The sequence below is a fragment of the Novosphingobium subterraneum genome, from assembly GCF_000807925.1.
Lineage (GTDB): Bacteria > Pseudomonadota > Alphaproteobacteria > Sphingomonadales > Sphingomonadaceae > Novosphingobium > Novosphingobium subterraneum.
The window spans coordinates 65,719-92,469 of the sequence record NZ_JRVC01000007.1 but is presented as its reverse complement, the minus strand read 5'-3'; the positions used below and the strand labels follow the sequence as shown (position 1 = coordinate 92,469).

The following is a 26,751-nucleotide window of genomic DNA, read 5'->3' as shown; positions in this document are numbered from 1 at the left end:
CATAACTGTGGACACCCGAATCGTCAACAGATTCGGCGCATCTCCACCCTCAGGCCGTCACGCGGCTTCGGGATCGGCCAGGCCTGCCACAGCGGCTCGGCACCGGCGGCCATCCGCACCTCGAATCGCGTGAGGATGTGATTGGCCAGAAGCTTGACCTGCATATAGGCAAAATGCAGCCCCAGGCACATGTGCGCGCCGCCGCCGAACGGCACCCAGGCATACTTGTGCCGCGCCGCCACCTTGTCCGCGGTAAAGCGCATGGGATCGAAGATCTCGGGCGATTCCCAGTGAGCCGGATCGGCATGAACCGCTGCCGGACTGATCCCGATCGGGGTCCCGGCCGGAATGTCATAGCCGCCGAAGCGGAAGTCCCGCAGCGCCCGGCGCGGCATGTTCGGCACCGGCGGCATGAAGCGCAGCGCTTCCTTGAAGGCCATCTCGGTCAGTTCCATCCGCCCAAGGTCCTCGTAGGCCAAGGGCAGGCCATCCCCTCCCGTCACCGCGCGCGCCTCGGCCCGCAGGCGGTCCTGCCACCCGGGGTTCCTGGCCAGCTGCCAGAACAGCACCGTTGCTGAAGAGGTGATCGTGTCGTGCGCCGCCATCATCAGGAAGATCATGTGATCGACCACCACGTCCTCCGGCAGCAACGAGCCGTCGTCTCGGGTCGCGAGCGCGAACTGGCTGAACATGTCCTGCCCCGGATTGGCCCGACGCTCGCGCACCAGCCGCCCGAAGTAGTCGACCATCAGCCGTCGCCCGGCCACGCCCTTGCCCATCTTGGTGAAGGGCAGCGGCTTGCGCACCACGCCGACCGAGGCCTGCACCATGTCGACGAAGGCCTTGTTCAGCCGGTCTGCCTCAGGCCCCAGCGGCAGGCCGAGGAAGCTCGATGCCGCCGTGTCCAGCGTGAGCGCCTTGATCGCGTCGTAGAAGCGCATCGAGCCATTCCCAGTGCTCTTGGCCCACTGCTCCATCGCCGAGGCAATCCCGGTATTCAGTACCCCGCAATAGGCCCGCATCGGCTCGGGCTTGAACGCGATCGACAAGGCCCGCCGGTCAACCCGGTGTGCCTCGAAATCCATCAGCATCAGCCCGCGCGGGAACAGCAGGTTCAGCACCGGCCCCCAGCCCTGCTCGTTCGAGAACAGCTTGTCGCGATCGAACAGCACCAGTTCGTTGGCATCGGCCCCGATCAGGTTGACCCCGCGCCGACCGAAGCTGCGCGTGCGGAAAACCGGGCCGTAAGCTTCGACCATGCGCTTCTGGAAGCCCAGCGGATCGGCCAGTTGCTTCAGCGTGGTGCCGAGCACGGGCCAGCCGTCGTCGCCAGGAATATGGTCAAGCTTGTGATCGCCGCCCAGCCGTACCCAGTGCGGATTGGCGCGTTCTGTATGCAGGTTAGCAGCAGCCTCGGGTGCGATGCTGGCCATGGTGTCTCCCGGCGTTCTGGTTTAACCGGTCAATTAACACGCCTGTCAGCAGCGGCCAAGAGCCTTATTCGATCCAGCCCGCCAGCTCGCGCCGTGCCATCGTCTCCAGCAGGTCCATGCCGGCCTGCCCGGCGTTGAGGCACTCGAGCGCGGCGAAGTGCGTACCGCCCGCCGCCTCGAAGTCTTCCTTGCCGCGAATCGCCAGCTCTTCCAGCGTCTCCAGACAATCCGCCGAAAAGCCCGGCGCGGCGATGACCACGCGCTTCGTTCCCTTCTCGGCCTCAACCGCCAGCACGGCATCGGTTGCAGGCTCGAGCCACTTGGCCCGCCCGAAGCGTGATTGGAACGTCGTGACCAGCCGCAAGCCAGGATGGCTCTGCGCGAACCGCTCCGACAGCAGGCGCGAAGTCTTCTGGCAGTGGCAGTGGTAGGGGTCGCCAAGGTAGAGCGTACGCTCGGGCATGCCGTGATAGCTCAGCAGCAACAGTTCCGGCGCAAAGTCCAGCGCGGCCATCTGCCGCGTCATGTCGGCATGAAGCGCACCTATATAGGTCGGATCATCGTGATAGGGCGGTAGCGTGCGCAGCGCGGGCAGACGGCGACGCAGCTTGATCCAGTCGGCCAGGGCGTCCAGCGCCGATGCGGTCGTCGCGCCCGAATAGTGCGGATAGAGCGGGGCCACCAGAATGCGCTCGCACCCCGCTGCCACCAGCGCGTCGAGCTCCTTGGCCATCGACGGCGACTGATAGCGCATCGCATGGCGCACGATCGCCGCATCGCCCAGCCGTTCCTGCAGCGCACCGGCCTGCGCCTTGGTGATCGCAGCCAGCGGCGAGCCGTCCTCGCTCCACACCTGCGAATAGGCATGTGCCGACTTCTTCGGCCGCGTGTTGAGGATGATGCCGCGCAGGATCGGCTGCCAGATCAGCCTGGGGATCTCCACCACGCGCGGATCGGACAGGAACTCCTTGAGGTAGCGCTTGACCGAATCGACATCGGGCGCGTCGGGCGTGCCGAGGTTGACGACAAGCACGCCGACCTTGCCGGTAAGCACATTGGGGTGATCGGCAGGACGTTCCATTGCAATCCTTGGGAAGAGGCTCAAAGGCCTTCGGAAATCAGGGGCAGGCGGCGGAAGCGCACGCCCGTGGCGGAGAACAGGGCATTGGCAATGGCAGGAGCCACCGCGACCATGCCCAGCTCGCCGGGGTCGAACGGGTCTTCGTTGCTGTCGGCAAAGGCAATATCAACCTTGGGGCAATCGGCAAGCAGGGGTAGCCCCAATTGCGAGAGTCTGCCCGCCTGCGGCCGCCCCCTGGCAAAGCCGCTCGCCCCGCCGACCGCGTGGGCCAAGCCGAACATCAACCCGCCTTCAATCTGTTGCCGGGCAAGGCTCACGTTGACGATGCGCCCGATGTCGACATACGCACTCAAGCGGTCCACCCGCACGACGCCGGCTTCGCTGCGCGCGGTGGCGACGACCGCGATCAGTCCCTTGCGCACGGCCCCACCGCCCGTGGCCAGTTCCATCTGGTGGCAGGCAATCCCCTGCCCCGAGGCCTCGATGCCTCCGCCCCATTGCGCCAGGCGTCCGGCACCTTGCAGGCAGGCCACCAGCCGCGGCTCACCCTCGAGCATGCCGACGCGGAACGACAGCGGTTCCTTGCCCGCCGCATGCGCCAGCTCGTCAACGAAGCTTTCGGTGAAGAACGCGGTATAGCCGTGCGCCTGCCCGCGGAAGCGCGCCGTTGGCTGGCGCAGCGCCAGCGGCACCTGCTCCACCGCCTTTTCCGGAATGCGATAGAGTGGCATCGCGCCTTCGCACGCCATCGGATCAACCCGATCCTGCAGCTCGAGCGCTTGGCTCACCCCCCAGCCATCAAGCAGACGCGCGCCGGATTCAACTGCTGTTGCCGGCACCGCAAGCCGCGCCCGCCAGCCGAGCACCTGCGTCTTGTCCGGACTCAACGCCCCGTCGAGCTGCGCCGAAACCGGCGTGCGCGGGATGCCCGCCAACGATTCCTGCCAGCGCGAGTACGTCAGTTGCACCGGCTTGCCGATGACCGTGCAGATCGCCGCCACTTCTGCGGCAATGCGCACGTCGAGCCGTGCATCGAAACTGCCGCCGGCGTGCATCGGATGGACGATCACGTCCCGGCGCGAGAGACCTGCCGCCCGGGCCGCCGCACGTCTTGCCCGTTCCGGGGCCTGCGTCGCGATCCACAGCTCAAGCAACCCATGCCGTATCCGCGCCGTGGCGCTGGCGGTCTCCAGCGGCGCATGGAACGCCGGTTCGACATCGTAGCGCGCGGTCAGTGAAGGCTTGGCCAGCAACGCGTCCGGATCACCATCTGCAAGGAGCCGCTGCGGCTCCCCCTCGGTCAGCGCCTTGTCGAGCGCGACCAGCACCTTTTCGGCATCGGCTATCGGGCCGTCAGCCTTGAAGCGCGGCTCCATCGCCCGCACTGCCTTGTCGGCACTGAACCAGTCGGTTGCGACCGCTGCCAGCCAGCGCTTGGCATGGACCACGCCGACAAGGCCCCGAACTGCCGCCGCCGCCTGCTTGTCATAGCTCGACAGCACGCTCGCCCCTTGCGGTCCATGCGCGATCGCCGCGTAAACCATCCCGGGCAGGCGAACGTCCCCCGCGAAGGTGAAGCTGCCATCGACCTTGGCAGGCAGGTCGAGCCGCGGATGGCTGGGCGGCGATCCTTCAGGAAACTGCCCGGGCTTCTCGCGCGGGGGTTCGGCGCGCAGCACGGGCACGTCCGGGGGGTTGTAGTCCACTGCTGCATCAAGCAGTTCGGCAAACGACAGGCGCTTGTTCTGATGCGAAACGAAGCTGCCTTTCGTCTCGCACTCCTCCCAGCCGACGCCCCACTTGTCTGCCGCCGCCTGTGCCATCATCGCCCGCAGCGCCGCACCAGCCTCTCGCAAGGGCGTTTCGAAAGCCGCCAGCGCCGTGCCGTCGGCCGTGATCATCAACGGCCCGCGCTCGGCATGGAGCCGCGCCAGCATCCCGTCTGCGTCCTGTCCCAGCGAGGCAAAGGCAGGCATCCACAACGGTGCCCACTTTGCCGAAAGGACCGGATCGGCATAGGCGGGGCTGATCGGCGCGGCTTCCACCGCCACCTTGCGCCAGTCGGCTCCGGCCTCGTCCGCCACGATCTGCGCGACCAGCGTGGTGATGCCCTGCCCCATCTCGCAGAACGGCACGGCGACGGTGAGCACGCAGTCCTTTCCACCCTTGACCTTGCCAACCTTCAGGAAGGCGTCGACGACATGCTCGCCCTTGCCCGCCTGTAGCGGCACGGGATGGCGGCGCGGGATCAGCGGGAAGGCGATGAGCAGGGCGCCGCCCACTCCCGCTCCCACCAGCATCCCTCGCCGCGTCAGGCGCATGAAGTTCAGCGCTTCCCGTCGAGCCAGGCGAGGACCGAGCGCGCGATCGACAGGAATGCCTCGGCCTGCGGGCTGTCACCTGCGGCAGGGGGATTGCCTGCATCGCTCTCGCGCCGGATCGCCATGTCGAGCGGGACACGGCCGAGGAATGGCAGGCCCATGGTCTTTGCTGCCGCTTCTGCCCCGCCGACGCCGAACGGATCGCTCTCTTCGCCGCAATGGGGGCAAATGTAGCCGGCCATGTTCTCGACCATGCCGATGATCGGGACCTTGCCCTGCTCGAACAGGCCGATCGCGCGGGTCGCATCCATCAGCGCCAGGTCCTGCGGGGTAGAGACGATCACCGCACCGGCCGGCTTATGCTTCGAAAGCATGGTCAGTTGCACGTCACCAGTGCCCGGCGGCAGGTCGACGACGATGATCTCCACCTCGCCCCAGTGCGCGTCGATCAGCTGGCCCAGCGCATTGCCCGCCATCGGCCCGCGCCACGCGATTGCTTGCCCCGGCTGCACCAGATGTCCCATCGACAGCATCGGCACGCCATAGGGCGAGGGGATCGGATGGATCTTGTTGTCCTCGGCCTCCGGCTTGCGTCCCTCGGTCAGCAGCAGGCGCGGCTGCGATGGGCCATAGATATCGGCATCGACCAGACCGACCTTGCGCCCGAGCCGGTGCAAGGCGACCGCCAGATTGGCCGACAGCGTCGACTTGCCCACGCCCCCCTTGCCCGATCCCACCGCGATGATCACGCGCGACTTGCGCTCTGCCGTCATGCCAAGGCGCAAATCGCCAACGCCCGCTTTGCGCGCCGCGTCGCGCACCGCCATTTCCAGCTTGTCGCGATCGAGCCGCTCCAGCCCGCCGACTTCAAGCATGACAGTTGCAGTATCGTCCGCCACTTTCACCGTCTGCAGGCGGTCCCCTGCCACTTCCCCGAGCGCATTGCGCAGTGCCTGTTCGTCGATGCTCACGCCATTTCCCGTGTTCCGCTCCATCCCGGAGCTGTTCGTTCGGCCCTAGCAGATGAATTTTCGGGAATGGACACTGTTTTTCACGAGCAGGGTTCCTATAACCTAAGTCATGACAGACTTGGGCGGAATGATCGCGCGCTTTGGCCGGGAGACGGGCCTTTTCATGACAGGCAAGAAAAGCCCCTGGGGTTCGGGCGGCGGCAACGACGCGCCCACATCGAGCGCCGGGTCCTCCGGTGACGCTCCTGACACCACACCACCGCCGGCGGCGCCGGGTGCCGAAGGCCCGCGCAATCCCTGGCTCCCGCCGCAATCCGGCGATGGTCCGAAGGACAGCGGACGGCGTGGCCCGAACATCGAAGACATCTTCCGCAACCGCAAGGGTGGCGGCAACGGTGGCGGCGGCCGTGGCCCCAACATCCCGCGCCTGCCGCAGCGCCCCGATGGCAAGTCGTGGGCTCCGGTCGTGGTCGGCCTCATCGTGCTGGCATTCCTCGGCACCTCGATGGTCCACCTGATCGCCCCGCAGGAAAAGGGCGTGGTCACCACTTTCGGTTCCTATTCGCGCACGCTGGATTCCGGGACTGCGGTCACGCTTCCCTGGCCGATCCAGTCGGTCAAGGTCGAGGACGTGACCTCGATCCGCCGCGAATCGATCCCCGAGGGCGATGGCGAGAAGCTGATGCTCACCGCCGACCAGAACCTGGTTGACCTCACCTATCTCGTCCGCTGGAACATCAAGGACCTGAAGCTCTACATGTTCCAGCTGGCCGACCCTGACCAGACCGTGCGCGAAGTGGCCGAGGCCGCGATGCGCCAGTCCATCGCCGAGGTTAACCTCAACGACGTGATGGGCTCGGGCCGCGCGCAGATCGAACTCAACGTGCGCGAGCGCATGCAGCGCGTGCTCGATGCCTATCGCTCGGGGGTCGTCATCCAGGGCGTCGACATCAAGAAGACCGATCCGCCGGCCAAGGTCGTCGATGCCTTCAAAGAAGTGCTCGCCGCCCAGCAGGACGCGCAGAGCGAGATCAACCGGGCGCAAGCCTGGGCGCAACAGCTCACCGCCCGCGCTGGCGGTGAAGCGACCGCGTTCGACAAGGTCTACGAGCAGTACAAACTCGCCCCCGAAGTCACCCGTCGCCGCATGTACTACGAAACAATGGAGCGTGTGCTGAGCCAGACCGACAAGGTGATCGTCGAGACGCCCAATACCCAGGCCTACCTGCCTCTGCCCGAAATGAAGCGCAGCCAGAAGCCGCAGGAAGGGGGTCAGTAAGATGAGCGCGATCCAGACCTTTTGGGCCGAACGCAAGGCCGTCGTCATCGCCGCAGGCGTTGCCCTGCTGGCGGCCGCCAGCTGCCTTACCGTGGTCGATGAGAAAACGCAGGCGGTGATCATCCGCCTCGGCCAGCCCAACCGCGTGGTCAACAGGTTCGAACCCAAGACCGATTTCGGCCAGACCGGCGCGGGTATCGTCCTGCGGATTCCGTTCATGGAAAAGGTGGTCAATGTCGACAAGCGGATCCTTGATCTCGACATGGAGCGCCAGCAGGTGCTCTCGGCCGACCAGCGCCGCCTCGAAGTGGACGCGTTTGCCCGCTTCCGCATCATCGATCCGGTGCGCATGGTACAAACCGCCGGGACGACCGAACGCGTCGCCGAACAGCTCCAGCCGATCCTCAACTCCGCCTTGCGTCAGGAACTGGGCAAGCGCACGTTCGGCTCGCTGCTCACTGCCGACCGTGGCCGCGCGATGGAGCAGATCCGCGAGGGGCTCGACCGCGAGGCGCGCGAGTATGGCGCACAGGTGATCGACGTGCGCATCAAGCGGGCTGACCTTCCAGAAGGCACCCCGCTCGAATCCGCGTTCACCCGGATGGCCACCGCGCGCCAGCAGGAAGCCGCCACGATCCGCGCGCAAGGCCAGAAGCAGGCGCAGATCATACGCGCCACCGCCGAGGCAACCGCTGCCAAGACCTATGCCGATGCCTTCAACAAGGACCCGGCATTCTACGATTTCTACCGTGCAATGCAGAGCTACGACGCAACTTTCGCGCAGAAGGGATCAAGCACCTCCATCGTGCTTTCGCCCGACAACGAGTACCTGAAGCAGTTCAAGGGCAAGTGATCCCGGAATCCTGAACGATACGGAACATCGCCATTCAAAGTCCGTTCATCGCAAGGCGGGTGAATCGACTTTGGCACAAGTCAGCCGCGCCGCCCCCGGCGCATGATAGATAAAGAGGACCAGGCCACGTGCGATACGCTTATGGTGTGACTTCGGCGCTGCTACTCGCAGGCAGCGCACTGACCCTGGTGACAGGCTTCCCCGCAGGCGCGCAAGTCGCGCAGAACGACCAGTCGGAAATGCGCAGCGTCGTTCCCCGCGCTGGCGCGCCGTCGAGCTTTGCCGACCTCACGCAGCAACTCCAGCCGGCGGTGGTGAACATCTCCACTCGCCAGCGCGTGAAGGTGCAGAACAACAACCCGTTTGCCGGAACGCCCTTTGGCGACCTGTTCGGTGGCGGTCAGGGTGGCCCGCAGACGCGAGAAGCCCAGTCGCTGGGCTCGGGCTTCATCATCTCCGCCGATGGCTACGTGGTGACCAACAACCACGTCATCACCGCAGATGGGCAGGGCGAGGTCGAATCGATCACCGTGACCACGCCCGACGGTACTGAATACCCCGCCAAGCTGATCGGCAAGGATGCCGCATCGGACCTCGCCGTGCTCAAGATCAGCCGGCCGACGCCCTTTCCCTTCGTCAAGTTCGGCGATTCGCGAAAGGCGCGCGTGGGTGACTGGGTGATCGCCATCGGCAACCCCTTCGGCCTCGGCGGCACCGTCACGCAGGGCATTATCTCGGCGGTCTATCGCAACACCGGTTCGGGCTCGGCCTATGACCGCTATCTGCAGACCGATGCCTCGATCAACCGGGGCAACTCGGGTGGCCCGATGTTCGACATGGCCGGCAACGTCATCGGCATCAACAACGCCATCTTCTCGCCCACCGGCGGATCGGTCGGCATCGGCTTTGCCATTCCGGCAGAGATCGCCGCGCCCATCGTCGACAAGCTGCGCGCAGGCCAGGCAATCGATCGAGGCTATCTCGGCGTGCGTATCCAGCCACTGTCGGAAGACCTTGCCGCCTCGCTCGGTCTGCCGAAGAACCGTGGCGAGTTCATTCAGGCGGTAGAGCCAGGCCAAGCTGCTGCCAAGGCTGGCATGCAGGCCGGTGACGTGGTGGTGAAGGTCGATGGGAAGGACGTTACGCCTGACCAGACCCTGTCGTTCATTGTCGCCAACACTACCCCCGGCAAGCGTATCCCGATCGAACTGCTCCGCAATGGGCAGCGCCTGACCATCCAGACCGTGGTCGGCAAGCGCCCGACCGAGGAAGAACTCGCCCAGCAGAGCTTCGACCCCGACGCGCAGGAAGATGGCGGCTTCGGCGGCAAGCAGCAGCAGAGCGGAAGCGTCCTGCAGTCCTCGCTTGGCGTAGCGGCAATTCCGCTCACGCCGCAGATCGCCCGCCAGTTGGGCGCGGGAGAGGACGCAAAGGGCGTGGTCATCACAGCCGTCGATGCGTCATCCGATGCCGGAGCCAAGGGCCTGCAGCGCGGCGACATCGTGCTTTCGGCAAACTACGTCAACGTCGCCTCGATTGCGGATCTCGAACGTATCGTCCGCCAGGCCAAGACCGAAGGCCGCGAAGCCGTGCTCCTTCGCATCCAGCGCCGTGGCGCGCCGGCGCAATACGTGCCCGTGCGCGTGCGCTGATCGCAGTCAGAGGCAAGAATCGGAAGAGCCGCTCCAGCGATGGGGCGGCTCTTTTGTTAGGCCGGAGTTCAGGCGCTGCCGGTCTGCGCCACGAGGTGCGAAGGATCGATGCCCTCGCGCTTCCACGCCTGCTGCCAGCGCCGCCCGGTCGGCGTCTCGAACAGGATCTCCGGGCGCCCTTGCGCCGCGTACCAGCCATGGCGCCGCATCTCGCCTTCCAGCTGCCCTGCACCCCATCCGGCGTAGCCCAAGGCCACAAGATAGCGGCTCGGCCCGCGCCCTTCGGCAATCGCACGCAGCACATCCATCGAAGCCGAGAGGTCGCACAGCGAATTGACCGTGACGCTGCCCTCGCCGCCCCAGTCGTTCGAATGCAGCACGAAGCCGCGCGCCGTCTCTACCGGGCCGCCGTTGAGAATGGGCACATCGGGCGCGACGCCGGGATCGATGCCAACGTCTTCCAGCAGCCCGTGCAAGGTGATCCCGTCGCGCACGTGGCCGATGCCGATGCCCAGCGCCCCGTGCTCGTCATGCACGCACATCGCCACCACGGCATGATCGAATCGCGCATCGCCCATGCCCGGCATGGCCAGAAGCAGACGTCCGGAAAGATATTCGGCTTCACTCATCCCTGATGACATAGGGACGCGACCTGGCGATTGCGAGTGCGGTCATCGCCTCAGGCAATCACGCCGCCGCCTTGACCTTGCGATCCTCGGCCGCTTCGAGCAGTCGCTTCTCGACGGTCTTCATCCGGCTCTCGCTGTCGATCTTCTCGCCCAGCACGTCGGTAACGTAGAACGTGTCGACCGCGCGTTCGCCATAGGTGGCGATGTGTGCCGAATGGACCACCAGCCGCGCCTCGAAAAGCGCGCGGGCAAGCTGGTTGAGCAGCGCCGGGCGATCCCGCGCGCCCACCTCGATCACGGTGAAGCGGTTCGAGGCCTTGTTATCGAAGATCACGATCGGGCGCACGTCAAACGCATCCGCACGTGGCCGCGCCAGCGGACGTGCGGCCAGTTGTGGCACCAGCTTCACCCGGTTGGCCAGCGCATCGGCAATCGCATTCTTCAGCCGCGCGATCTGGCTGGCTTCGTTGAGTGGACGCCCGAGCGGGTCCTGCACGAGGAAATTGTCGACCGCAGTGCCGTTCCGGGCGGTGTGGATGCGCGCATCGATGATGTTGCCACCGGCAAGGTGGATGCCCCCGGCGATGCGGTAGAACAGGCCGGGGTGGTCCGCCGCCAGCACCGTGACGAGCGTGGCCCCGCGTGCCGGATACCAGTGCGCCTCCACCGAAAGCGGCTCACCCAGCGCGGTGTCCATCTGCTGGAGGTTGAGCGCGATGATGTCTTCCGGCTCGGCAATCCAGTATGCATCGCCAAGCTGCTTGCCGACCGTCCCGATCAGCGCATCGCGCTCGCGCAGGATCGTGGCGACGGCCTTCTTCTTGGCGGCGATGCGTTCGGCACGGCCATGGGTCTTGTGGCCCAGCCGCAGCATTTCCTCTGCCGATACGAACAGGTCGCCCAGCAACTGCCGCTTCCACGAATTCCACACGCCCGGCCCCACTGCGCGAATGTCGACCACGGTCAGGATCAGCAGCAGGCGCAGGCGTTCCTGGCTCTGCACCGTGTTCACGAAATCGGCGATGGTCTTGTAATCGGCCAGATCGCGCTTGAACGCCGTTGCGCTCATCAAGAGGTGCCAGCGCACCAGCCAGGCCACCGCTTCGGTCTCGGCAGCCGACAGGCCGAGACGTGGGCACAGCTTCATCGCCACTTCCGCGCCAAGCACCGAATGGTCACCCTGACGGCCCTTGGCGATGTCGTGCAGCAGCGTTGCGACATAGAGCACGCGGCGCGAGGCGACCTTGCTGACCACTTCGCTGGCCAGCGGGTGATCGTCCTTGACCTCACCCTTCTCGATGCGCGCCAGCAGGCCGATCGCGCGGATGGTATGCTCGTCGACCGTGTAGTGATGATACATGTCGAACTGCATCTGCGCGACGACCCGGCCGAAGTCGGGCACGAAACGGCCGAACACGCCCGCCTCGTTCATCCAGCGCAGCACTGTTTCGGGATCGTTGCGGCTGGTCAGCGTCTCCATGAACAGCGCATTGGCGCGCGGATCCTTGCGCAGCGCGGCGTCGATCAGGCCCGAATCCCGCCGGGCGATGCGCATGGTTTCCGGATGGATCTCGACCTGTTCCGATGCAGCACAGGAAAACAGCTCCAGCAGCCTGACCGGATCTTCCTGGAAGGTCGTGTCGGATGGCGCGGCCAGCTTGCCCGCCTCGATCACGAACGGCCCCACCTTCTTGCGACGGCGGCTGCGCAAGGCGGCGAGGAAGCCGCGCTTTTCCTTGGCGAACTGCCCGTCAAGCTGTGCCAGGAACACCCCGGTCAACGAGCCGACCTGTTTCGCCTGCAGGAAGAAGTACTGCATGAACCGCTCGACCGCGCTCTTGCCGGGGCGATCGGCGAAATTCATGCGGGTGGCGACTTCGCGCTGCAGGTCGAAGGTCAGCCGGTCTTCCGCACGCCTGGTGATGGTGTGCAGATGGCATCGCACCGCCCAGAAGAAGTTCTCGGCACGGCGGAAGGCGCGATATTCCTCTGCCGTGAGCAGGCCGACGTCGACCAGCTCCGAGGCGTCGCGCACCTTGTGGATGTACTTGCCGATCCAGTAGAGCGTGTGCAGGTCGCGCAGACCGCCCTTGCCCTCCTTCACGTTGGGTTCGACGACATAGCGGCTGTCGCCCAGCCGCTTGTGCCGGTCGTTCCGCTCCTGCAGTTTCTCGGCGACGAACTGCTTTTCGGTGCCATTGACGACTTCCGCCCAGAAACGGGCCGACGCGCTGTCGAAAAGGTCACGATCACCCCAGACATAGCGCCCTTCGAGCAGCGCGGTGCGGATGGTCAGGTCACTCTTGGCCATGCGCACGACCTCGTCGAGCGAGCGGCTGGAATGGCCGACCTTGAGGCCTAGGTCCCACAGGAAATAGAGCAGCGCCTCTATCACCTGCTCGCACCACGATGTCGGCTTGATCGGCGTGACGAACGCGATGTCGACGTCCGAATGCGGCGCCATTTCTCCGCGCCCGTAGCCGCCAACCGCGATCACCGCGATACGCTCGCCCATCGAGCGATTGCTCGCGCGATAGATGCGCCCGACGACATGGTCGTAGATGATGCGGACCAGCTGATCGACAAGGAAGGCCTGCGCCTGCGCGCTTTCCGTGCCCGAGGAAGGCTTGGCTTCCAGCCTGCGGGCGATCTCGGCGCGGCCGTCTTCCAGCGCGGTACGCAGCAGCTCCACCACGGCCTGCCGCGATTTCTCGCCCTTCTCGGCGAACGCCGCCGCGATGGCATCGGCAAGCTGCCGACGGTCAATGATGGCGCGCTGGTTGGCAATCCGGGGAAGCATCATAAGCAAAGCTCTATCGCGCAATTCCCCGATGCGTAAGCCGATAAACGGGGCATTCCCGGCTCAAGCTATCAAAGAAGTATGGCCAACTGGCCCAGCCAGCGTGCTGAAGGTCGGGCGTATTGTTCCAAGGCAGGGATTGTCCACTTCGGAAAAAGGTCCACACTTCTGGCCAAGGCAAGAGGGGATTGGAGCAATGGGCGAGACCAAGCGATCACTTCTGGCGAGAAGCGCAACCTTTCTCGCCTTCTTGAGGCAGCAGCGCCGCAATTCCGCCGCCCGCAGATCGACCCTGGGCGGTCCCGACCCTTCGGCCACCATCCTGCTCGATGGCTCTGAACAACGATGGACGCCAAGTGGCTACAGCTTTGTCATGGGCGAACATTTCCAGGTGATCGCCACCGGCCATCAATGGCTCTCCAAGCCGCTGGGGCTTGTGGTCGAACCGCGCTCGACGGTTTACATGCGCATCGGCGACGGCCCCGTGCGCAAGCTGATATCCCACGACGCGGTCTACGCCGCATGGAGCACCGGCGAACTGTCGTTCCTGACAAAGGGACTGTCCGAGTTCGCTGACACGAGTGGCGGGCTTTTGCCCGGGAAGCGGCCGCGCCAGGCCCCCGGCGTCGGACTGCGGGTCATCCCATCGAACGAGAAGGCGACGGCTACGGGCCAGCCCGCAGGGTGGGAGTACCTATGGCGCATCGGCGATGGGCGCATCTACATGGGCGATCCGGATGACATCACGGTCTCGACCGAGGGTGACGTGGGTATTCTTCAGAGAGAAGTCGGCATCGCCCTGACGGGCCAAACGGAACTGAGCTGGGAATGGCTTGTGGAGCAACTTCCTTCGTCCCTGCCGGAAGACCTCGCATTCACCCACGATTACCTGAGCATAGCCGTGGAGTTCGATAATGGGCGGGATCTCACGTATATGTGGAGCGCGGGCCTGCCTGAAGGGCACGTCTTCCGATGCCCGCTCGGCTGGTGGTGTGAACGAGAAACGCACTGGACCTTGCGCAGCGGGTCGCAAGGCTTGGGTCATTGGCATCGGGAACGACGGCGCGTCGCTGAAGACTATGCGGCGGCGTTGGGCGGGGCAATGCCGAAGCGGATCGTGCGTGTCTGGCTGATAGCCAACAGTGTGTTCCAGCGGAGCGCAGGGAGGGCGCGCTTCCGGCAGATAAGGCTCCGCTAGATGCGCCTGCCGATAACTACGACGTCCTGCAGCTCGTAACCCAAGGTGTCATAGAAGCCGCGCGCGGCGCTGTTATCGCCGCGCACCATGAGTTGGATCTTCGGGCTATCAAGCGCCTTTAGCCAGTCCTCTGCGGCGCCTATCAGCGCGCGGCCGATGCCTTGCCCGCGGCGGTCTGGCGCGGTGGCGAGGTAATAGACCCAGCCGCGATGACCGTCGAAGCCGACCATCACGCTGCCGCCTAATTCTGCCCCGGTTTCGGCCAGCAGTATCGTCGATGTCGGCGTCGCCATGGCAAGGTCAAAGTCGGCGCCGGGGTCGTTCCACGGCCGTGTAAGCCCCGCAACCTCCCACAGCGCGACCGTGGCTTCACGGTCCGCCGCAGTGGCTGCGCGGACGCTCACTCCCACTCGATCGTGCCCGGCGGCTTGCTGGTGTAGTCATAGACGACGCGGTTGATGCCCTTGACCTCGTTGACGATGCGGGTCGCCACGCGCGACAGGAAGCCGGCGTCGAACGGGTAAATGTCGGCGGTCATGCCATCGGTGCTGGTCACGGCGCGCAGGGCGCAGACGCTGTCGTAGGTGCGGAAATCGCCCATGACACCCACGGTCTTGACCGGGAGCAGCACGGCGAAGGCCTGCCAGATCGCATCGTAGAGCCCGGCGTTGCGGATTTCCTCGAGATAGATCGCGTCGGCCTTGCGCAGGATGTCGCAGCGTTCGCGCGTGACCTCGCCGGGAATGCGGATGGCGAGGCCCGGGCCCGGGAAGGGGTGCCGGCCGACGAAGATCTCGGGCAGGCCCAGTTCGCGTCCCAGCGCGCGCACTTCGTCCTTGAACAGTTCGCGAAGCGGCTCGACCAGCTTCATGTTCATGCGTTCTGGCAGGCCGCCGACATTGTGGTGGCTCTTGATCGTCACCGAAGGGCCGCCGGTGAAAGAGACCGATTCGATCACGTCGGGGTAAAGCGTGCCTTGCGCCAGGAAGTCGGCGCCGCCGACCTGCTTGGCCTCGGCCTCGAACACGTCGATGAAGGTCTTGCCGATGAACTTGCGCTTGGCTTCCGGATCGGTCACGCCGGCAAGGCCGCCAAGGAACAGCGCCGATACGTCCTTGTGGACCAGCGGGATGTTGTAGTGGTTGCGGAAGAGCGACACGACCTGCTCGGCCTCGCCCATGCGCATCAGGCCATGGTCAACAAAGACGCAGGTCAGCTGGTCGCCGATGGCTTCGTGGATCAGGACTGCGGCTACCGCCGAATCGACACCGCCGGAAAGGCCGCAGATCACGCGGCTGCTTCCCACCTGCTCGCGGATTTCGGCGATCTTGGTCTTGCGGAACTCCGCCATGGTCCAATCGCCGGTGCAGCCGCAGACGTGGCGCACGAAGTTGGCGATCAGCTTGCCCCCGTCGGGCGTGTGGACCACTTCGGGGTGGAACTGGGTACCGTAGTACTTCTTCTCGTCGTTGGCGATGACCGCGAAGGGCGCGCCATCGGATACTGCGACGATGCGGAAGCCCGGAGCGAACTGGGTCACCTTGTCGCCGTGGCTCATCCACACCTGGTGACGTTCGCCTTCCTTCCACAGCCCGTCGAACAGGACGCAAGGTTCGGTCACCGTCAGGAACGCACGGCCGAACTCGCCCGAATCGCCCGGCTCGACCTTGCCGCCAAGCTGATGGCTCATCACCTGCTGGCCGTAGCAGATGCCGAGGATCGGCAGGCCGCTGTCGAACAGCACTTGCGGAGCGCGAGGGGATCCATCGGCGGGTACGCTGGCCGGCGATCCCGAGAGGATGATGCCCTTGGGCTTCATCCGGTGGAACGCGGCCTCGGCCTGCGTGAACGGTGCGATTTCGGAATAGACCCCCGCTTCGCGCACGCGGCGGGCGATAAGCTGCGTTACCTGGCTGCCGAAGTCGACGATCAGGATCGATTCTGAAGGCTGGATGCTCATGGCTGGCCGATAGTGGCAGCGGGCTTTTCTGTCCAGATGGCGGGCGAAATGTGGCAGTTGCGTTACATGCAACTGCAAGTGCCCTGTTCGCACTTGCAGCATACGTCATTCGGCGTATTTGGGCCGCAGTTCCGATGCTTCCAGCCCACCCTGCCGGATGAACACGAACTGGGAGGATGTCCTGCAAGGTGATCTCAACAGGAGGAACACCATGCGCGCCATCACGGCTTTTGCATTCCCGATCATCCTCGCTGCTGGCCTCAGCAGCCTGATGTGGACTGCCACGCTCGCCTGAGCAGGCAGGGAAATGCGATAAACGACAAAAGCGGCTGCCCCGGCGGGGCAGCCGTTTTGTTTATCCAGCGCACCTTCTGCCAGCGCCCTTTCTGACAGACTTCCGGCCTCCGTCGCACCGCGCTAGGCTCGCGCCATGACAGTCACCCGCTTTGCCCCCAGTCCCAACGGACCGCTCCATCTCGGGCATGCGTTTTCCGCAATCGTCGCTCATGACCGAGCCATTCGCGATCAAGGCGAGTTCCTTTTGCGCATCGAGGACATCGACGGCGCCCGCTCGCGCCCCGAACTTGCCGCAGAGTTCCGCGAAGACCTCGACTGGTTGCGGCTGAGTTACCGGGAAGTTGCCCCTCAGTCCTCGAGAGTTGGAGATTATCGCACCGCCGCCAACGAGCTGCGCGCGATGGGCATTCTGTACCCGTGCACCTGCACTCGCGCCGAGGTTGCCGCCGCCGCCGTGGCGCATGGGCCTGACGGTCCGCTCTACCCCGGCACCTGCCTGCGCCGCGGGCCTACGCCCGGCCCGCAAGTCGCATGGCGGCTGGACATGGAGCAGGCTACGCTGCTCGCGGGCGAACTCGAGTGGACTGACGAGCGCCACGGCGTTCAGATCGCCACGCCTGAAATCTTCGGCGATGTGATCCTGTGGCGCAAGGATGCGCCGGCCAGCTACCACCTTGCCGTAACGCTTGACGATGCAACCGACGGCGTGACGCACGTGACGCGAGGCATGGACCTTTTCCGTGCGACCCACATCCACCGCCTGCTCCAGCATCTGCTCGGCCTGCCGGTGCCGGTGTGGCATCATCATCCCTTGCTGGTGGAGGCCGATGGGCGCAAGCTGGCGAAGCGCCGCGACGCCCCGGCCCTGGCGGACCGGCGGCGGGCGGGCGAGGACGGGCGCGCCGTCGCAGCCGAGGTCCGCGCTACCCTATTTGACACTGGTATTTCGCTGTCCGACGCCATAGATCAGTGTCCATGAACTACGTCCTGATCCCGCTGATCATCATCTTCGTCGCGCTGACGGTCGTCTCGCTCGTGCGCGGGATCATCGCCTTCCTGAACAGCACCAAGGAAGATCTCAACCGCGATCCCGCCTCGGGCGCGACGGCAAACCAGTTGCTGCAGAACAAGATGATGTTCAATCGCATCAAGTTTCAGGGACTCGCCGTGGTTACGGTCGCCATCCTGCTCGCCTTCTCGCGCTGAGGCGCGCACACCACAGCAATGGTCAAGCTCAACAAGATCTACACGCGCACCGGTGATGACGGCACCACCGGCCTTGTCGACGGTTCCCGCCGCGCCAAGCACGATGTCCGCATGCAGGCCATCGGCGAGGTGGACGAGGCCAACAGCCTGATCGGCCTTGCCGCAGTCGTCGCGTCGGAAACCACGGCGCGGAACCTGCAGCGCATCCAGAACGACCTGTTCGATCTGGGCGCGGATCTTGCCACGCCCGGCGATGACTTCACCCCTTCCGAGATGGTCCTGCGCGTGGTAGAGAGCCAGGTCGCGTGGCTGGAGACGGCGATCGATACGCTGAACGAAGGCTTGCCGCCGCTGACCAGCTTCCTCCTGCCCGGTGGATCGGAAGCCGCCGCGCGAATTCACGTCGCCCGCGCTACCGTGCGCCGGGCAGAGCGTAGCGCGGTCGCACTGGCCGATGCAGAGCCGGTGAACCCGCAGGCGCTCGCCTATCTCAACCGGCTTTCGGACTATCTGTTCGTGCTGGCCCGGGCGACGAATGCGGGCAGCGACCCGCTGTGGGTTCCTGGCGCCTCGCGCCAACCCTGAACGCGCCTCGCGCTAGCATCAGGTGGACTAACGTCCCGCCGCTCGCTAACCGCCATTCCCGCATTTCATTCAGAGCGGGACATCCTCATGATCAAGACGGTTGCAGTGATCGGTGCGGGCCAGATGGGTTCGGGCATCGCCCAGGTATCGGCGCAGGCGGGGCTCAAGGTCCTGCTCGGCGACGTGTCGATCGAACTGGCTGACAAGGCCAGGGACAAGATCGCCAAGGACCTCTCCAAGCTGGTCGAGAAGGGCAAGGTCGATGCCGCCCTCGCTGCAACGACCGTCGCCAACCTGCACACCTTCTCTGATCACGCCGCCCTCGCTGAAGCCGACCTGGTGATCGAAGCGGCGACCGAGCGCGAGGACATCAAGCACAAGATCTTCGAATCCGCCGGAAAGCACCTTGCTGCCCATGCAATCATGGCGTCGAACACCTCGTCGATCCCGATCACGCGCATGGCAGTATCCTCGCCGGATCCGGAGCGCTTCATCGGAATCCACTTCTTCAATCCCGTACCGCTGATGAAGCTGGTGGAGGTCATCCCTGGCCTTGCCACTTCGGTTTCCACAATCGAGGCGGTGCGTGATTACGTGGCGAACATCGGCAAGGAAATCGTGCTCTCGCAGGACGAGCCGGGCTTCATCGTCAACCGCATATTCGTGCCGTTCATCAACGAGGCGGCCTTCGTGCTGGGCAGCGGCACGGGTTCGATCGTCGACATCGACAAGGGCGTCAAGCTTGGCCTCAACCATCCGATGGGCCCGCTGGAGCTGGCGGACTTCATTGGCCTCGACACGCTGCTCGAGATCATGAAGATCTACCTCGCCTCGACCGGCGACCCGAAGTACCGCCCGGCGCCATTGCTGCAGAAGTACGTCGAGGCAGGCTGGCTCGGCCGCAAAAGCAGGCGCGGCTTCTACGACTATTCCGGCGAAGTGCCGGTCCCCACGCGCTAGAGCGTTTTCGAACCAGATGGTATCATCTGGTGACTCGGAAAACGCGGCAAAACAAGAATCCAGAGCGATCCGTACGATGCAATCGGAACGGATCGCTCTGAGGAACAGGCAGGCGATCAGGGCGTAGTCTTCGGCAAAGGAGATACGCCCATGATCGACGACAAGACGCCAGCGCCCGAAGCGGTGAATACCGAGCAGGAAGACGGCGATGCCCAGGCGCAGACCGTTGCCGACGAGGCTCTTTCACGGGCGACCAGCGTGCTGGGCGAGCAGGATCTGGGCGAGAAGGTAACCGGCCAGGGGCTTGGTGGTGACGACGCCGACGTACCCGACCTCGTTGACCACATGAAGCAGATGGTCAGCTCCGGCCGGATCGACATGAGCGCCTATCGCGGCGAGCGCAACGACGACGATGAGGCAGGGATCTACGGCGAGGGCGTGTCCGAAGACGACGAGACTCCGCGCGGAGCCTGAAGCCGAAATCAGGGCGCGGGTTCACCCCGCCCTGCCGCGACCTCGTCGGCGGGCAAGTCCTGATCTGGATGTCCAGGCTCGACACCGTCAGGAAGCTGGCGAAGTTCGACCATCTTTCCGTCCAGTTCGACCTCGCCGATCAGTCGCCCTTTCCCCTCTGCCATCTCGCCTTCATCAGCCCACTTTTCAAAAGCGGACTGTCTTTGAAGCGCTGCGGCATTCTCGGCAGTGGCGATGTCTGCCTGTGCGGGAGCGCTTGCCTTGCTGCTGAGACCGCTGGCGATCAGCGCACCCACGACCAGCACGCTTCCGCCCAGCAGAAGTACGGCATAGCGATAAGTCGATCTGGCATCGGACATCGGCTACCTCTGGCATGTGGCTACGCATTATTGCGGGCTCAACCGTTAAGATTCGCACAACTTTCGCATGCCCTTCCCATCGGCCCCCTGCCCATCGGAATCGTCCCGACCAATGACCACGATCGTCCTGCTTGTCCTGTCCAACCTGTTCATGACGATTGCCTGGTACTGGCACATCCAGGGCGGTCCCGCAGCTGTCGCCCAGCGACCGGTGCTTCTGGTCATCCTGATCAGCTGGGGCATTGCCTTGCTGGAATATTGCCTGGCCGTGCCGGCCAATCGCATCGGCGCATTGAGCGGATGGAGCGCCGGTCAGCTCAAGATCACGCAGGAGGCGATCGCGCTGATCGTGTTCGGGGTGTTCATGGTCGTGTTTCTGAAGGAGCCGCTGCACTGGCGGCACTTCGCCGCGTTCGCCTGCATCATGGCCGCCGTGGCGTTCCTGTTTGGCGGCAAATAGCGGGCGCTATTTCGCGTCCTTCGCCCAGGGATCGACGTGTGCGGGCCTTGCGCTCCCGGAAGAGTCGCGGTCCTCGGCAGCAGGCACCAGCGACCAGGTGAGAAGCAGGATCGAGCCTGCCCACCACAGCGCTTTCCAGCGGCTTGCAAATATCGTGGTGAGCCGTGGTCCGAACATGGAACGACTATGGCACGAGCCGGTTATCCAGTGGTTACCACTGAGAGAAATACCTGAGCTGGAAGCCCTGAGTCCCTCCCCTTAGCCTCATCACTGAGCGAAGGCATACGGAGGCGCGGGACGGAGCCGGACCTTCCAGAACCCGTCCATGCACAAGATCACAGTCCTCCTCGCCACGGCTCTCGGCCTCACGTCGCTTGCCGCATTGTCGCTCGCCGATAACGCCCTTGCCAGCGCGGCCCCGCCGGACACGGCGCAAGCCCGGTTCGAATTGTGCGCCCCGGGCCCGCGCGTGACCTGCGTCGTGGATGGCGACACCTTCTGGCTCAACGGCCTCAAGATCCGCATCGCGGACATCAACACGCCCGAAACTTCCCAGCCTGCATGCGTGGCGGAAGCCAGGCTCGGCATGCGGGCGACACACCGGCTGGTCGAATTACTCAATGCCGGACCGTTCGAACTGGAGGTGCAGGGGCGCGGCACTGACCGCTATGGCCGCGCGCTGCGGGTCGTCACGCGAAACGGGCGCAGCCTCGGCGCAATTCTCGAGGCCGAAGGCCTCGCCGAACTTTGGAAGGGCCGGCGCAGCAGTTGGTGCGAGGCCTGATCCAAGCTACGGCTCCGGCAAACAGCCCGATAATCGGTCACGCCTGACCCGGAGTTTCAGGCCGCACGCAGGCCCGTCAGCGCCTTTGCACCGCGATCCTGGGCGGAAAGTCCGTCGAACACCGCGTCGACGATGCGCGCCAGCTTGTCCTCGTTCAGGCGTTCCATGAACATGGTCATGGTATTCAGTGCGCAGTAGGGGGCACACATCTGGTTGACGAGGCTGATCGTCTCGTCGACTTCGAGCCCGGCAAAATGCCCGTCGCTCATCCCCTCGCCGATGATTTCGCCGAGGTAGTGATCGGCAAGGTCGATGTAGCTGCGGATCTGTTCGAAGTTCTCGTTGCCGACCTCGATATAGGTCTGCAGCTTGGCCGGGTCGGCTTCCCACTTCTTCTTCATCACCAGAAAGCGTCGGGCGAAGAATTCGTACATCTTGCGGCGCGGCGGCAGGTCGCTCGCCAGAACGTCTTCCATGATGTCGACCATCGGCTTGAACCAGTGATCGGCAATTGCCTCCATCAGCTCTTCACGGCTTTCGAAATAGCGCGAGAGGTTGGCCTGGCTGATCCCGGCGCGTGCGGCAAGTTCCGAGAGGTTGAGCCCGGCCCCGCCACGCTCCTCGACCATCGCTTGCGCCAGTTCGACAAGCCGGGCGCGCATGGCGTCTTGCTCTGCTGCGGATGGAGCCATGGTTCCCTGTGCGTCCTCAGTCTTGGGCCTCTTGCGCATTGTAGGGAGGCATGGCGCCCGAGACAATGGTTGCGCATACGAAGGCTGATCGGCCTGCCCCGCATAAACGGCCTTCAAAGCGCAACACCGATGGGCTAGGCCGTCCTCAACCGGTTGCACCCGTTACGATAAGGTCGCTTTCCCGATGCATCAGCGCGTTCGTCTTGTCCTGCCCTTTGCCCTGTCCGGACTTCTCGGCGCCTGTGCAGCGCCGATGGCCAGTGGCGGAGCCTCGGGGCCGGTCGAGGTCGGCATCGTCGGGATAAACGACTTTCACGGCAGCCTCGAACCACCGCGCCAGGCGGTGAATGTCAGCGATGGGAAGGGTGGCATCACGCCAGTCCCCGCAGGCGGCGCGGCGTGGCTGGCATCGGCAATCGATTCGATCCGGGCGAAGCATCCGCAGTCAATGACGGTTTCGGCCGGAGACATGATTTCGGCCTCGCAGCTGGCCTCCTCGCTCTATCTGGACGAGCCCACGATCGGCGTGATGAACCGCATCGGCGTGGACTTCAACGCGGTCGGCAATCACGAATTCGACCGTGGCCAGCAGGAACTGCAGCGCATGCAGAATGGAGGTTGCGAGAAGTTCACCGCAAAGGTGCCCTGCGCGCTCGAGAAGTTCACCGGGGCGACGTTCAAGTACCTTGCCGCCAGCACGAAGCGCGCAGATGGCTCGACGCTGTTTCCCGCGACCGGGCTCAAGACCTTCGGTTCGGGCAACCAGGCGGTGACCGTGGGCGTGATCGGGTTGACGCTGAAGGGCACGCCCAATCTGGTGAACCCGACCGGCATCCAGGGCCTGACCTTCGCGGACGAGGCCGACACGATCAACGCCGCCGTACCGCAACTGAAGGCGCAAGGGGCGGACGCCATCGTCGTGCTGATCCACGAAGGCGGGCGGACCAAGGGCGATCCGAACCCGCAAGGTTGCAATGATTTCGCCGGAGACATCCGCCCGATCCTCGACCGGCTGGATAGCCGCGTGGACGTGATCGTCTCGGGCCATACGCACTGGGCCTACGTCTGTGATTACGCGCAGCTCAATCCGGCCAAGCCGTTCCTGCTGACCAGCGCGGGCGTCTATGGCGAACTCGTCACCGACATCACGCTGCAGATCGATCCGGTGGCGGGGCGCGTGGTTTCGAAGCGGGCCGAAAACGTGATCGTGCAGTCGGTGCCCTACACCTCGACGCGGGGGCCGCTCGGCAACACGCCGCTGTTCCCGCAGTTCCAGCCGCGTGCCGATATCGCCGCCTATGTGGCGAAGTACGTCGAGGCGTCGAAGGCATACACCCAGCGCCTGATCGGCAAGATTGACCGCGCAGCGCCCAAGAACGAAGGCGCGGAAGGTGGCGCGGGCGGCCCCTTGGGCAACCTCATCGCCGATGCGCAACTTGGTGCGACGCGGGACAAGGGCGCGCAGATCGCCTTCATGAACCCCTTCGGCATCCGCGCCCCGCTGGTCCCGGCGGCGGACGGCACGCTGACCTTCGGCGACATCTACCTGTGTCAGCCCTTCGGCAACAACGTGGTGACCGAGAGCATGACCGGCGCGCAGATCAAGGCCGTGCTGGAAGAGGGGCTGGACGATAACGGGCCGAAGCAGACCCTCGCCCCCTCAGCAGGCTTCGTATTCCGCTACGACCCGGCGCGGCCTTCAGGGAACCGCATCGTGACGATCACGCTCGACGGCAAGCCGCTGGACATGGCGAAGACCTACCGCGTGACGGTGAATGGCTTCCTCGGGCTGGGCGGCGATGGCTTCTCCGGCTTCGTGGGCAAGCCCGACACGGTGACCGGCCCGACCGACATCGACGCGCTGGAAAGCTGGATCAAGGCCGTTCCGGTGCGCGCGGTGCCACAGGAGGTGCGGGCTGGGATGGTGAAGGAGGTAGAGAAGGTTGTTAAAAATAATAGGAATCAGAGCTGATCATAACGTCGGTTATCGATCGTAATGGATCCATATTTCAGGGCGTATGACGATATTCTCTAGCTCTGGATCTCCAAGGTCTCGCATTTTTACAAGCTCGGAAACTTTTGCCGTTTCTCGAAGAATGCATTCATAATCACTTTGCGAAAGTTTTTTCGTCGGGATTCTTATCTCATATCCATGCGAGAGGTTTTCGACCTCAAATCTCCCCAAGCAGGCCCCGACCGAGGCTATGACCTCTGTTTGCCTTTCCTTGCTCATGTCATCGGATCTTACGACTAACCATTCCGATTGCTTCCTGCTGAGTAGGGGTTGTTTTTCTCGATGCGGCGGTAGGTTAGAAAAATCGTCGCTGTCGGTGTTCCGTGGTTTATCGGGAGCCATAATGGGCTGGCGTTGGACTAGCGTTTCGAACGTGACCTGCGTTACAGCAGATAGCGTAACCCCAATGAGTACCCAAAAGAGCCTGTGAGTTCTCAGCTTCTCAAACATTTTGAACGCCAAAAAATGTCCCCCAGTTAATAAAACTGTTCGCAGGTTGAGAAATTCAGATTTCCGTTATCCCTCCCGCTTCGGCCACCAAGGCACAAACCCCGAAGTCCGCTCGACGTATTCCCTATACCCCGGTCGCCGTTCTTCCATGCCCTTTTCGAGCAGCGGCTTGCCCGACCACTTAGTCAGGGTGAAGGTCAGGAACACCGGGCCGATCAAGCTCGCCAGCGCGACCCACGGGCCGGCATCGGCGGCGGCGAGCCAGATGCCCCACCAGACGCAGGCGTCGCCGAAGTAGTTGGGGTGGCGGGTGTAGCGCCACAGGCCGGTCTGGAGCACGCGGCCCTTGTTGGCGGGATCGGCGCGGAAGGCGCGCAGTTGCGCATCGCCCACCGCCTCGAACACGATGCCGACCAGCCACAGTACGGCCCCGGCCAAGGCGAGCGCGCCCAGCGGTGCAGGCCTCGCGCTGGCGAGCACGCCGAGTTGTGCGGGCAGGCAGGTGATGAACAGCAGCAGCGCCTGCGGGGCGAAGACGAACTTCAGCGCAGCCGAGGCGAAATTGCCTTGCGCCTTGGCCTTGCCCAGCATCCTGGCATAGCGCGGGTCTTCCCCATGGCCGCGCCAGCGGGTGTAGAGGTGCCACGCCAATCGCGCCGCCCAGATCACCGCCATCGCCGCAATCAGGCTCGCCCGCACGCCGGGGCCACCGCTAACGTGCAGCCACGAGGCCATCGCCAGAACGCCCATGCCCCCGCCCCACACCGCGTCGATAAAGCTGACGTCGCCGATGCGCACCGCCACGCGCCACAGCAAGCCCATGCCGACCACGAGGATCACCACGTTCATCAACAGGGCGTGGAGCAGCGCATCAGGCATCGGTAACCTCCGGCGGTTCGGTCAGCCCACGGCCGGGATGCTTCGGTGTGACCTTGCGGTAGACGTCGAAGATCTTGCGCATGTCGGCCTCGTAATCGCCAGATGGCCAGATGGCCGGGCCAAGTCCGCCGGTCTTGGTGCCATAGTCCATCATGCCCACGACCATCGGCACCTTCGCCTTCAGGGCGATGTGATAGAAGCCACTGCGCCACTGGCCGACTGCGCTGCGCGTGCCTTCGGGCGCGATGGTCAGCATGAAGCGGTCGCGGCGCGCAAACTCGGCGACCATGGCGTCGACGACGTTCTTGCGGGCCGAACGATCAATCGAAACCCCGCCCATGTCGCGCATGAAGCCGCCCAAGGGCCAGCGGAACAGGCTGTCCTTGGCCATGAAATGGGGCTTGAGGCCCAAGTCCTCGGTCAGCCCAATGAAGTAGAGGAAGTCCCAGTTGGAGGTATGCGGTGCGGCAATGATTACGCAGCGCCCATCCTCGGGCGGCGCGCCTACGGCCTTCCACCCCTGGCTACGGTAAAACCACACCAACAGCTTTCGCACCACGCGCGACAGCAGGCTGGGCCTGCGGTCCTCGATTGCCCCGTCCATCGTCTTCTCCCCGCCGGGAGACTAGCGCGGGAGCGGTGCCCTGTCTAACGCTCCCCTGCATCAGGCCAGGCAGCCATCCGGGGCGTCGACCGGCGCAGGAACAGGCTCGGCAGTTTCACCAGCATCAGCGATTTGTGGATCCAGTAGTCGGCCCAGCGCTCCTGCCATTTCGCCTTCTCACGCCCCTGCGAGTCGAGCCATGCCGCATAAGGCATCCAGTGGTCGGGCTCGTCCTTCTCGACGACCTCGAATATGCGCTTCAACGCCTTGTCCGAACGCACATGGCGATTTTCCAGCAGAATTTCGACCTGCCGCATGCCCCGCTGTTCGGTCAGCATGATGACCCGGCACAGCTTCTCGAATGCCTCGGGGCTGGCAATCACGCCCTGCGTGTCGAGCTCGTCGATCGTGCAGCCGAACACTTTCTGAATGAAGCGATCGATGTGCCCGCAAGTGGAATCGACGGCGAGCGGCATCCGCCCCTGCAATTCGAACCAGCGCCTGAACATCACGTAATGCTTGCGCTCGTCGGCGCGGTGTTTCTCGATGGCGGCGATGAAGGCCGGGTTATCCGGACAAGGGACCCTTACCGCTTCAAGTACCCGGTCGAGCGAAGTGTAGCCCCGATGCTCGTTGTAGATGTAGATCGACGCGAGGACGTCGAGGAAACGAGCGCGGAAGCGTTGCGCCGGTTTGGGGCGCAAGAAACCGGGAGATTCAATCACGCGAGATTCGATGACCTTGGGCATCGTGACATGCTGGCGCTCTGCAAAGTGACTGTAATATGAATGAATTTGATCTTGAATGATA

At 64.4% G+C, this 26,751-nt stretch carries 27 protein-coding genes; 13 read left to right on the top strand and 14 right to left on the bottom strand.

Annotated elements, in window-relative coordinates:
- Positions 1-23: 23 nt before the first annotated feature.
- The 4 genes from NJ75_RS08710 to NJ75_RS08695 form a co-directional block, all read right to left on the bottom strand.
- A complete protein-coding gene (locus NJ75_RS08710; RefSeq protein WP_039333507.1) occupies positions 24-1,433 on the bottom strand; it encodes a cytochrome P450 in 1,410 nt (469 codons plus the stop codon).
- Between the two features lie 64 nt (positions 1,434-1,497).
- Positions 1,498-2,514 (bottom strand): ferrochelatase, encoded by a 1,017-nt coding sequence (gene hemH / locus NJ75_RS08705; protein WP_156135744.1) that lies wholly within the window; start codon positions 2,512-2,514, stop codon positions 1,498-1,500.
- A gap of 20 nt (positions 2,515-2,534) precedes the next feature.
- On the bottom strand, positions 2,535-4,835 hold the full coding sequence (locus tag NJ75_RS08700) for a xanthine dehydrogenase family protein molybdopterin-binding subunit (RefSeq protein WP_039333502.1): 2,301 nt from the start codon (positions 4,833-4,835) through the stop codon (positions 2,535-2,537).
- 5 nt (positions 4,836-4,840) lie between these two features.
- Positions 4,841-5,608, bottom strand: coding sequence for an Mrp/NBP35 family ATP-binding protein (locus tag NJ75_RS08695; protein ID WP_236727106.1), 768 nt, complete (start codon positions 5,606-5,608; stop codon positions 4,841-4,843).
- Between the two features lie 361 nt (positions 5,609-5,969).
- Between NJ75_RS08695 and hflK the strand changes: the two genes are divergently transcribed.
- From hflK to NJ75_RS08680, 3 genes are all read left to right on the top strand, one after another.
- Complete coding sequence (gene hflK / locus NJ75_RS08690) at positions 5,970-7,085, top strand: protease modulator HflK (protein WP_039333728.1); 1,116 nt, start codon at positions 5,970-5,972, stop codon at positions 7,083-7,085.
- A gap of 1 nt (position 7,086) precedes the next feature.
- Entirely contained in the window at positions 7,087-7,938 is an 852-nt protein-coding gene (gene hflC / locus NJ75_RS08685; RefSeq protein WP_039333500.1) for a protease modulator HflC, read from the top strand.
- A gap of 128 nt (positions 7,939-8,066) precedes the next feature.
- The gene (locus NJ75_RS08680) at positions 8,067-9,590 is read left to right on the top strand and encodes a Do family serine endopeptidase (RefSeq protein WP_174544599.1); all 1,524 of its coding nucleotides are present in this window, start codon (positions 8,067-8,069) and stop codon (positions 9,588-9,590) included.
- 68 nt (positions 9,591-9,658) lie between these two features.
- On the opposite strand, the gene NJ75_RS08675 is transcribed toward NJ75_RS08680, so the two are convergent.
- Positions 9,659-10,219, bottom strand: a complete 561-nt coding sequence (locus tag NJ75_RS08675; protein WP_039333498.1) for a YqgE/AlgH family protein — start codon at positions 10,217-10,219, stop codon at positions 9,659-9,661.
- A gap of 58 nt (positions 10,220-10,277) precedes the next feature.
- Positions 10,278-13,022, bottom strand: coding sequence for a [protein-PII] uridylyltransferase (locus NJ75_RS08670; RefSeq protein ID WP_039333496.1), 2,745 nt, complete (start codon positions 13,020-13,022; stop codon positions 10,278-10,280).
- Between the two features lie 193 nt (positions 13,023-13,215).
- Here NJ75_RS08670 and NJ75_RS23280 point away from each other — a divergent pair, with 193 nt between their 5' ends.
- Positions 13,216-14,217 carry a DUF3047 domain-containing protein gene (locus tag NJ75_RS23280; RefSeq protein ID WP_052242233.1) on the top strand — a complete coding sequence of 334 codons (1,002 nt, stop codon included), beginning with the start codon at positions 13,216-13,218 and terminating at the stop codon, positions 14,215-14,217.
- Here the strand turns inward: NJ75_RS23280 and NJ75_RS08660 are convergent.
- Together NJ75_RS08660 and guaA are read right to left on the bottom strand one after the other, a co-directional pair.
- On the bottom strand, positions 14,214-14,621 hold the full coding sequence (locus NJ75_RS08660; protein ID WP_407668275.1) for a GNAT family acetyltransferase: 408 nt from the start codon (positions 14,619-14,621) through the stop codon (positions 14,214-14,216). The genes NJ75_RS23280 and NJ75_RS08660 overlap by 4 nt on opposite strands.
- The gene (gene guaA, locus NJ75_RS08655) at positions 14,618-16,177 is read right to left on the bottom strand and encodes a glutamine-hydrolyzing GMP synthase (RefSeq protein WP_039333492.1); all 1,560 of its coding nucleotides are present in this window, start codon (positions 16,175-16,177) and stop codon (positions 14,618-14,620) included. Before guaA ends, NJ75_RS08660 begins: the two co-directional genes overlap by 4 nt.
- Before the next feature lie 157 nt (positions 16,178-16,334).
- On the opposite strand from guaA, the gene NJ75_RS24310 reads away from it, so the two are divergent.
- From NJ75_RS24310 to NJ75_RS08630, 6 genes are all read left to right on the top strand, one after another.
- Positions 16,335-16,472 (top strand): hypothetical protein, encoded by a 138-nt coding sequence (locus tag NJ75_RS24310; protein WP_156135743.1) that lies wholly within the window; start codon positions 16,335-16,337, stop codon positions 16,470-16,472.
- Positions 16,473-16,607: 135 nt separating this feature from the next.
- The gene (gene gluQRS / locus NJ75_RS08650) at positions 16,608-17,453 is read left to right on the top strand and encodes a tRNA glutamyl-Q(34) synthetase GluQRS (RefSeq protein WP_039333490.1); all 846 of its coding nucleotides are present in this window, start codon (positions 16,608-16,610) and stop codon (positions 17,451-17,453) included.
- Positions 17,450-17,680: an HIG1 domain-containing protein gene (locus NJ75_RS08645; RefSeq protein ID WP_039333487.1), complete on the top strand. Its 231-nt coding sequence runs from the start codon at positions 17,450-17,452 to the stop codon at positions 17,678-17,680. Before gluQRS ends, NJ75_RS08645 begins: the two co-directional genes overlap by 4 nt.
- An 18-nt stretch (positions 17,681-17,698) precedes the next feature.
- On the top strand, positions 17,699-18,265 hold the full coding sequence (locus tag NJ75_RS08640) for a cob(I)yrinic acid a,c-diamide adenosyltransferase (RefSeq protein WP_039333486.1): 567 nt from the start codon (positions 17,699-17,701) through the stop codon (positions 18,263-18,265).
- A gap of 87 nt (positions 18,266-18,352) precedes the next feature.
- Positions 18,353-19,225 carry a 3-hydroxyacyl-CoA dehydrogenase NAD-binding domain-containing protein gene (locus NJ75_RS08635; protein ID WP_082013327.1) on the top strand — a complete coding sequence of 291 codons (873 nt, stop codon included), beginning with the start codon at positions 18,353-18,355 and terminating at the stop codon, positions 19,223-19,225.
- 150 nt (positions 19,226-19,375) lie between these two features.
- Complete coding sequence (locus tag NJ75_RS08630) at positions 19,376-19,699, top strand: hypothetical protein (protein ID WP_039333484.1); 324 nt, start codon at positions 19,376-19,378, stop codon at positions 19,697-19,699.
- A gap of 8 nt (positions 19,700-19,707) precedes the next feature.
- Here the strand turns inward: NJ75_RS08630 and NJ75_RS08625 are convergent, their stop codons facing one another.
- On the bottom strand, positions 19,708-20,058 hold the full coding sequence (locus NJ75_RS08625) for a hypothetical protein (protein ID WP_039333482.1): 351 nt from the start codon (positions 20,056-20,058) through the stop codon (positions 19,708-19,710).
- 112 nt (positions 20,059-20,170) lie between these two features.
- Between NJ75_RS08625 and NJ75_RS08620 the strand changes: the two genes are divergently transcribed.
- Entirely contained in the window at positions 20,171-20,518 is a 348-nt protein-coding gene (locus tag NJ75_RS08620; protein ID WP_039333480.1) for a DMT family protein, read from the top strand.
- A gap of 6 nt (positions 20,519-20,524) precedes the next feature.
- Here the strand turns inward: NJ75_RS08620 and NJ75_RS24895 are convergent, their stop codons facing one another.
- Positions 20,525-20,695, bottom strand: a complete 171-nt coding sequence (locus tag NJ75_RS24895) for a hypothetical protein (RefSeq protein WP_156135742.1) — start codon at positions 20,693-20,695, stop codon at positions 20,525-20,527.
- 148 nt (positions 20,696-20,843) lie between these two features.
- Here NJ75_RS24895 and NJ75_RS08615 point away from each other — a divergent pair, with 148 nt between their 5' ends.
- Positions 20,844-21,302, top strand: coding sequence for a thermonuclease family protein (locus NJ75_RS08615; protein WP_062780469.1), 459 nt, complete (start codon positions 20,844-20,846; stop codon positions 21,300-21,302).
- 56 nt (positions 21,303-21,358) lie between these two features.
- On the opposite strand, the gene NJ75_RS08610 is transcribed toward NJ75_RS08615, so the two are convergent.
- Positions 21,359-21,994: a TetR/AcrR family transcriptional regulator gene (locus tag NJ75_RS08610; RefSeq protein WP_039333723.1), complete on the bottom strand. Its 636-nt coding sequence runs from the start codon at positions 21,992-21,994 to the stop codon at positions 21,359-21,361.
- A gap of 184 nt (positions 21,995-22,178) precedes the next feature.
- Between NJ75_RS08610 and NJ75_RS08605 the strand changes: the two genes are divergently transcribed.
- The gene (locus NJ75_RS08605; RefSeq protein ID WP_052242231.1) at positions 22,179-23,966 is read left to right on the top strand and encodes a bifunctional metallophosphatase/5'-nucleotidase; all 1,788 of its coding nucleotides are present in this window, start codon (positions 22,179-22,181) and stop codon (positions 23,964-23,966) included.
- Between the two features lie 558 nt (positions 23,967-24,524).
- Here NJ75_RS08605 and NJ75_RS08595 read toward each other — a convergent pair.
- The 3 genes from NJ75_RS08595 to NJ75_RS08585 are packed head-to-tail and all read right to left on the bottom strand — an operon-like array spanning position 24,525 to position 26,645.
- Positions 24,525-25,337: a DUF1295 domain-containing protein gene (locus tag NJ75_RS08595; protein ID WP_039333476.1), complete on the bottom strand. Its 813-nt coding sequence runs from the start codon at positions 25,335-25,337 to the stop codon at positions 24,525-24,527.
- Positions 25,330-25,941: a lysophospholipid acyltransferase family protein gene (locus NJ75_RS08590; protein ID WP_039333475.1), complete on the bottom strand. Its 612-nt coding sequence runs from the start codon at positions 25,939-25,941 to the stop codon at positions 25,330-25,332. Before NJ75_RS08590 ends, NJ75_RS08595 begins: the two co-directional genes overlap by 8 nt.
- Positions 25,942-25,985: 44 nt before the next feature.
- Positions 25,986-26,645, bottom strand: coding sequence for a hypothetical protein (locus tag NJ75_RS08585; RefSeq protein WP_039333721.1), 660 nt, complete (start codon positions 26,643-26,645; stop codon positions 25,986-25,988).
- Positions 26,646-26,751 lie beyond the last annotated feature (106 nt).

Excerpts from the sequence above, each read along its gene's own strand:
- NJ75_RS23280 (WP_052242233.1), top strand. The coding sequence starts at position 13,216 with ATGGGCGAGACCAAGCGATCACTTCTGGCGAGAAGCGCAACCTTTCTC.
- NJ75_RS24895 (WP_156135742.1), bottom strand. The coding sequence starts at position 20,695 with ATGTTCGGACCACGGCTCACCACGATATTTGCAAGCCGCTGGAAAGCG.
- NJ75_RS08670 (WP_039333496.1), bottom strand. The coding sequence starts at position 13,022 with ATGATGCTTCCCCGGATTGCCAACCAGCGCGCCATCATTGACCGTCGG.
- NJ75_RS08590 (WP_039333475.1), bottom strand. The coding sequence starts at position 25,941 with ATGGACGGGGCAATCGAGGACCGCAGGCCCAGCCTGCTGTCGCGCGTG.
- NJ75_RS08645 (WP_039333487.1), top strand. The coding sequence starts at position 17,450 with ATGAACTACGTCCTGATCCCGCTGATCATCATCTTCGTCGCGCTGACG.
- hflK (WP_039333728.1), top strand. The coding sequence starts at position 5,970 with ATGACAGGCAAGAAAAGCCCCTGGGGTTCGGGCGGCGGCAACGACGCG.
- NJ75_RS08610 (WP_039333723.1), bottom strand. The coding sequence starts at position 21,994 with ATGGCTCCATCCGCAGCAGAGCAAGACGCCATGCGCGCCCGGCTTGTC.
- NJ75_RS08615 (WP_062780469.1), top strand. The coding sequence starts at position 20,844 with ATGCACAAGATCACAGTCCTCCTCGCCACGGCTCTCGGCCTCACGTCG.
- NJ75_RS08630 (WP_039333484.1), top strand. The coding sequence starts at position 19,376 with ATGATCGACGACAAGACGCCAGCGCCCGAAGCGGTGAATACCGAGCAG.
- NJ75_RS08595 (WP_039333476.1), bottom strand. The coding sequence starts at position 25,337 with ATGCCTGATGCGCTGCTCCACGCCCTGTTGATGAACGTGGTGATCCTC.
- NJ75_RS08675 (WP_039333498.1), bottom strand. The coding sequence starts at position 10,219 with ATGAGTGAAGCCGAATATCTTTCCGGACGTCTGCTTCTGGCCATGCCG.
- NJ75_RS08620 (WP_039333480.1), top strand. The coding sequence starts at position 20,171 with ATGACCACGATCGTCCTGCTTGTCCTGTCCAACCTGTTCATGACGATT.
- hflC (WP_039333500.1), top strand. The coding sequence starts at position 7,087 with ATGAGCGCGATCCAGACCTTTTGGGCCGAACGCAAGGCCGTCGTCATC.
- NJ75_RS08695 (WP_236727106.1), bottom strand. The coding sequence starts at position 5,608 with ATGACGGCAGAGCGCAAGTCGCGCGTGATCATCGCGGTGGGATCGGGC.
- NJ75_RS08640 (WP_039333486.1), top strand. The coding sequence starts at position 17,699 with ATGGTCAAGCTCAACAAGATCTACACGCGCACCGGTGATGACGGCACC.
- NJ75_RS08635 (WP_082013327.1), top strand. The coding sequence starts at position 18,353 with ATGATCAAGACGGTTGCAGTGATCGGTGCGGGCCAGATGGGTTCGGGC.
- hemH (WP_156135744.1), bottom strand. The coding sequence starts at position 2,514 with ATGGAACGTCCTGCCGATCACCCCAATGTGCTTACCGGCAAGGTCGGC.
- NJ75_RS08700 (WP_039333502.1), bottom strand. The coding sequence starts at position 4,835 with ATGCGCCTGACGCGGCGAGGGATGCTGGTGGGAGCGGGAGTGGGCGGC.
- gluQRS (WP_039333490.1), top strand. The coding sequence starts at position 16,608 with ATGACAGTCACCCGCTTTGCCCCCAGTCCCAACGGACCGCTCCATCTC.
- NJ75_RS08605 (WP_052242231.1), top strand. The coding sequence starts at position 22,179 with ATGCATCAGCGCGTTCGTCTTGTCCTGCCCTTTGCCCTGTCCGGACTT.
- NJ75_RS08710 (WP_039333507.1), bottom strand. The coding sequence starts at position 1,433 with ATGGCCAGCATCGCACCCGAGGCTGCTGCTAACCTGCATACAGAACGC.
- NJ75_RS24310 (WP_156135743.1), top strand. The coding sequence starts at position 16,335 with ATGAACACGAACTGGGAGGATGTCCTGCAAGGTGATCTCAACAGGAGG.
- guaA (WP_039333492.1), bottom strand. The coding sequence starts at position 16,177 with ATGAGCATCCAGCCTTCAGAATCGATCCTGATCGTCGACTTCGGCAGC.
- NJ75_RS08625 (WP_039333482.1), bottom strand. The coding sequence starts at position 20,058 with ATGTCCGATGCCAGATCGACTTATCGCTATGCCGTACTTCTGCTGGGC.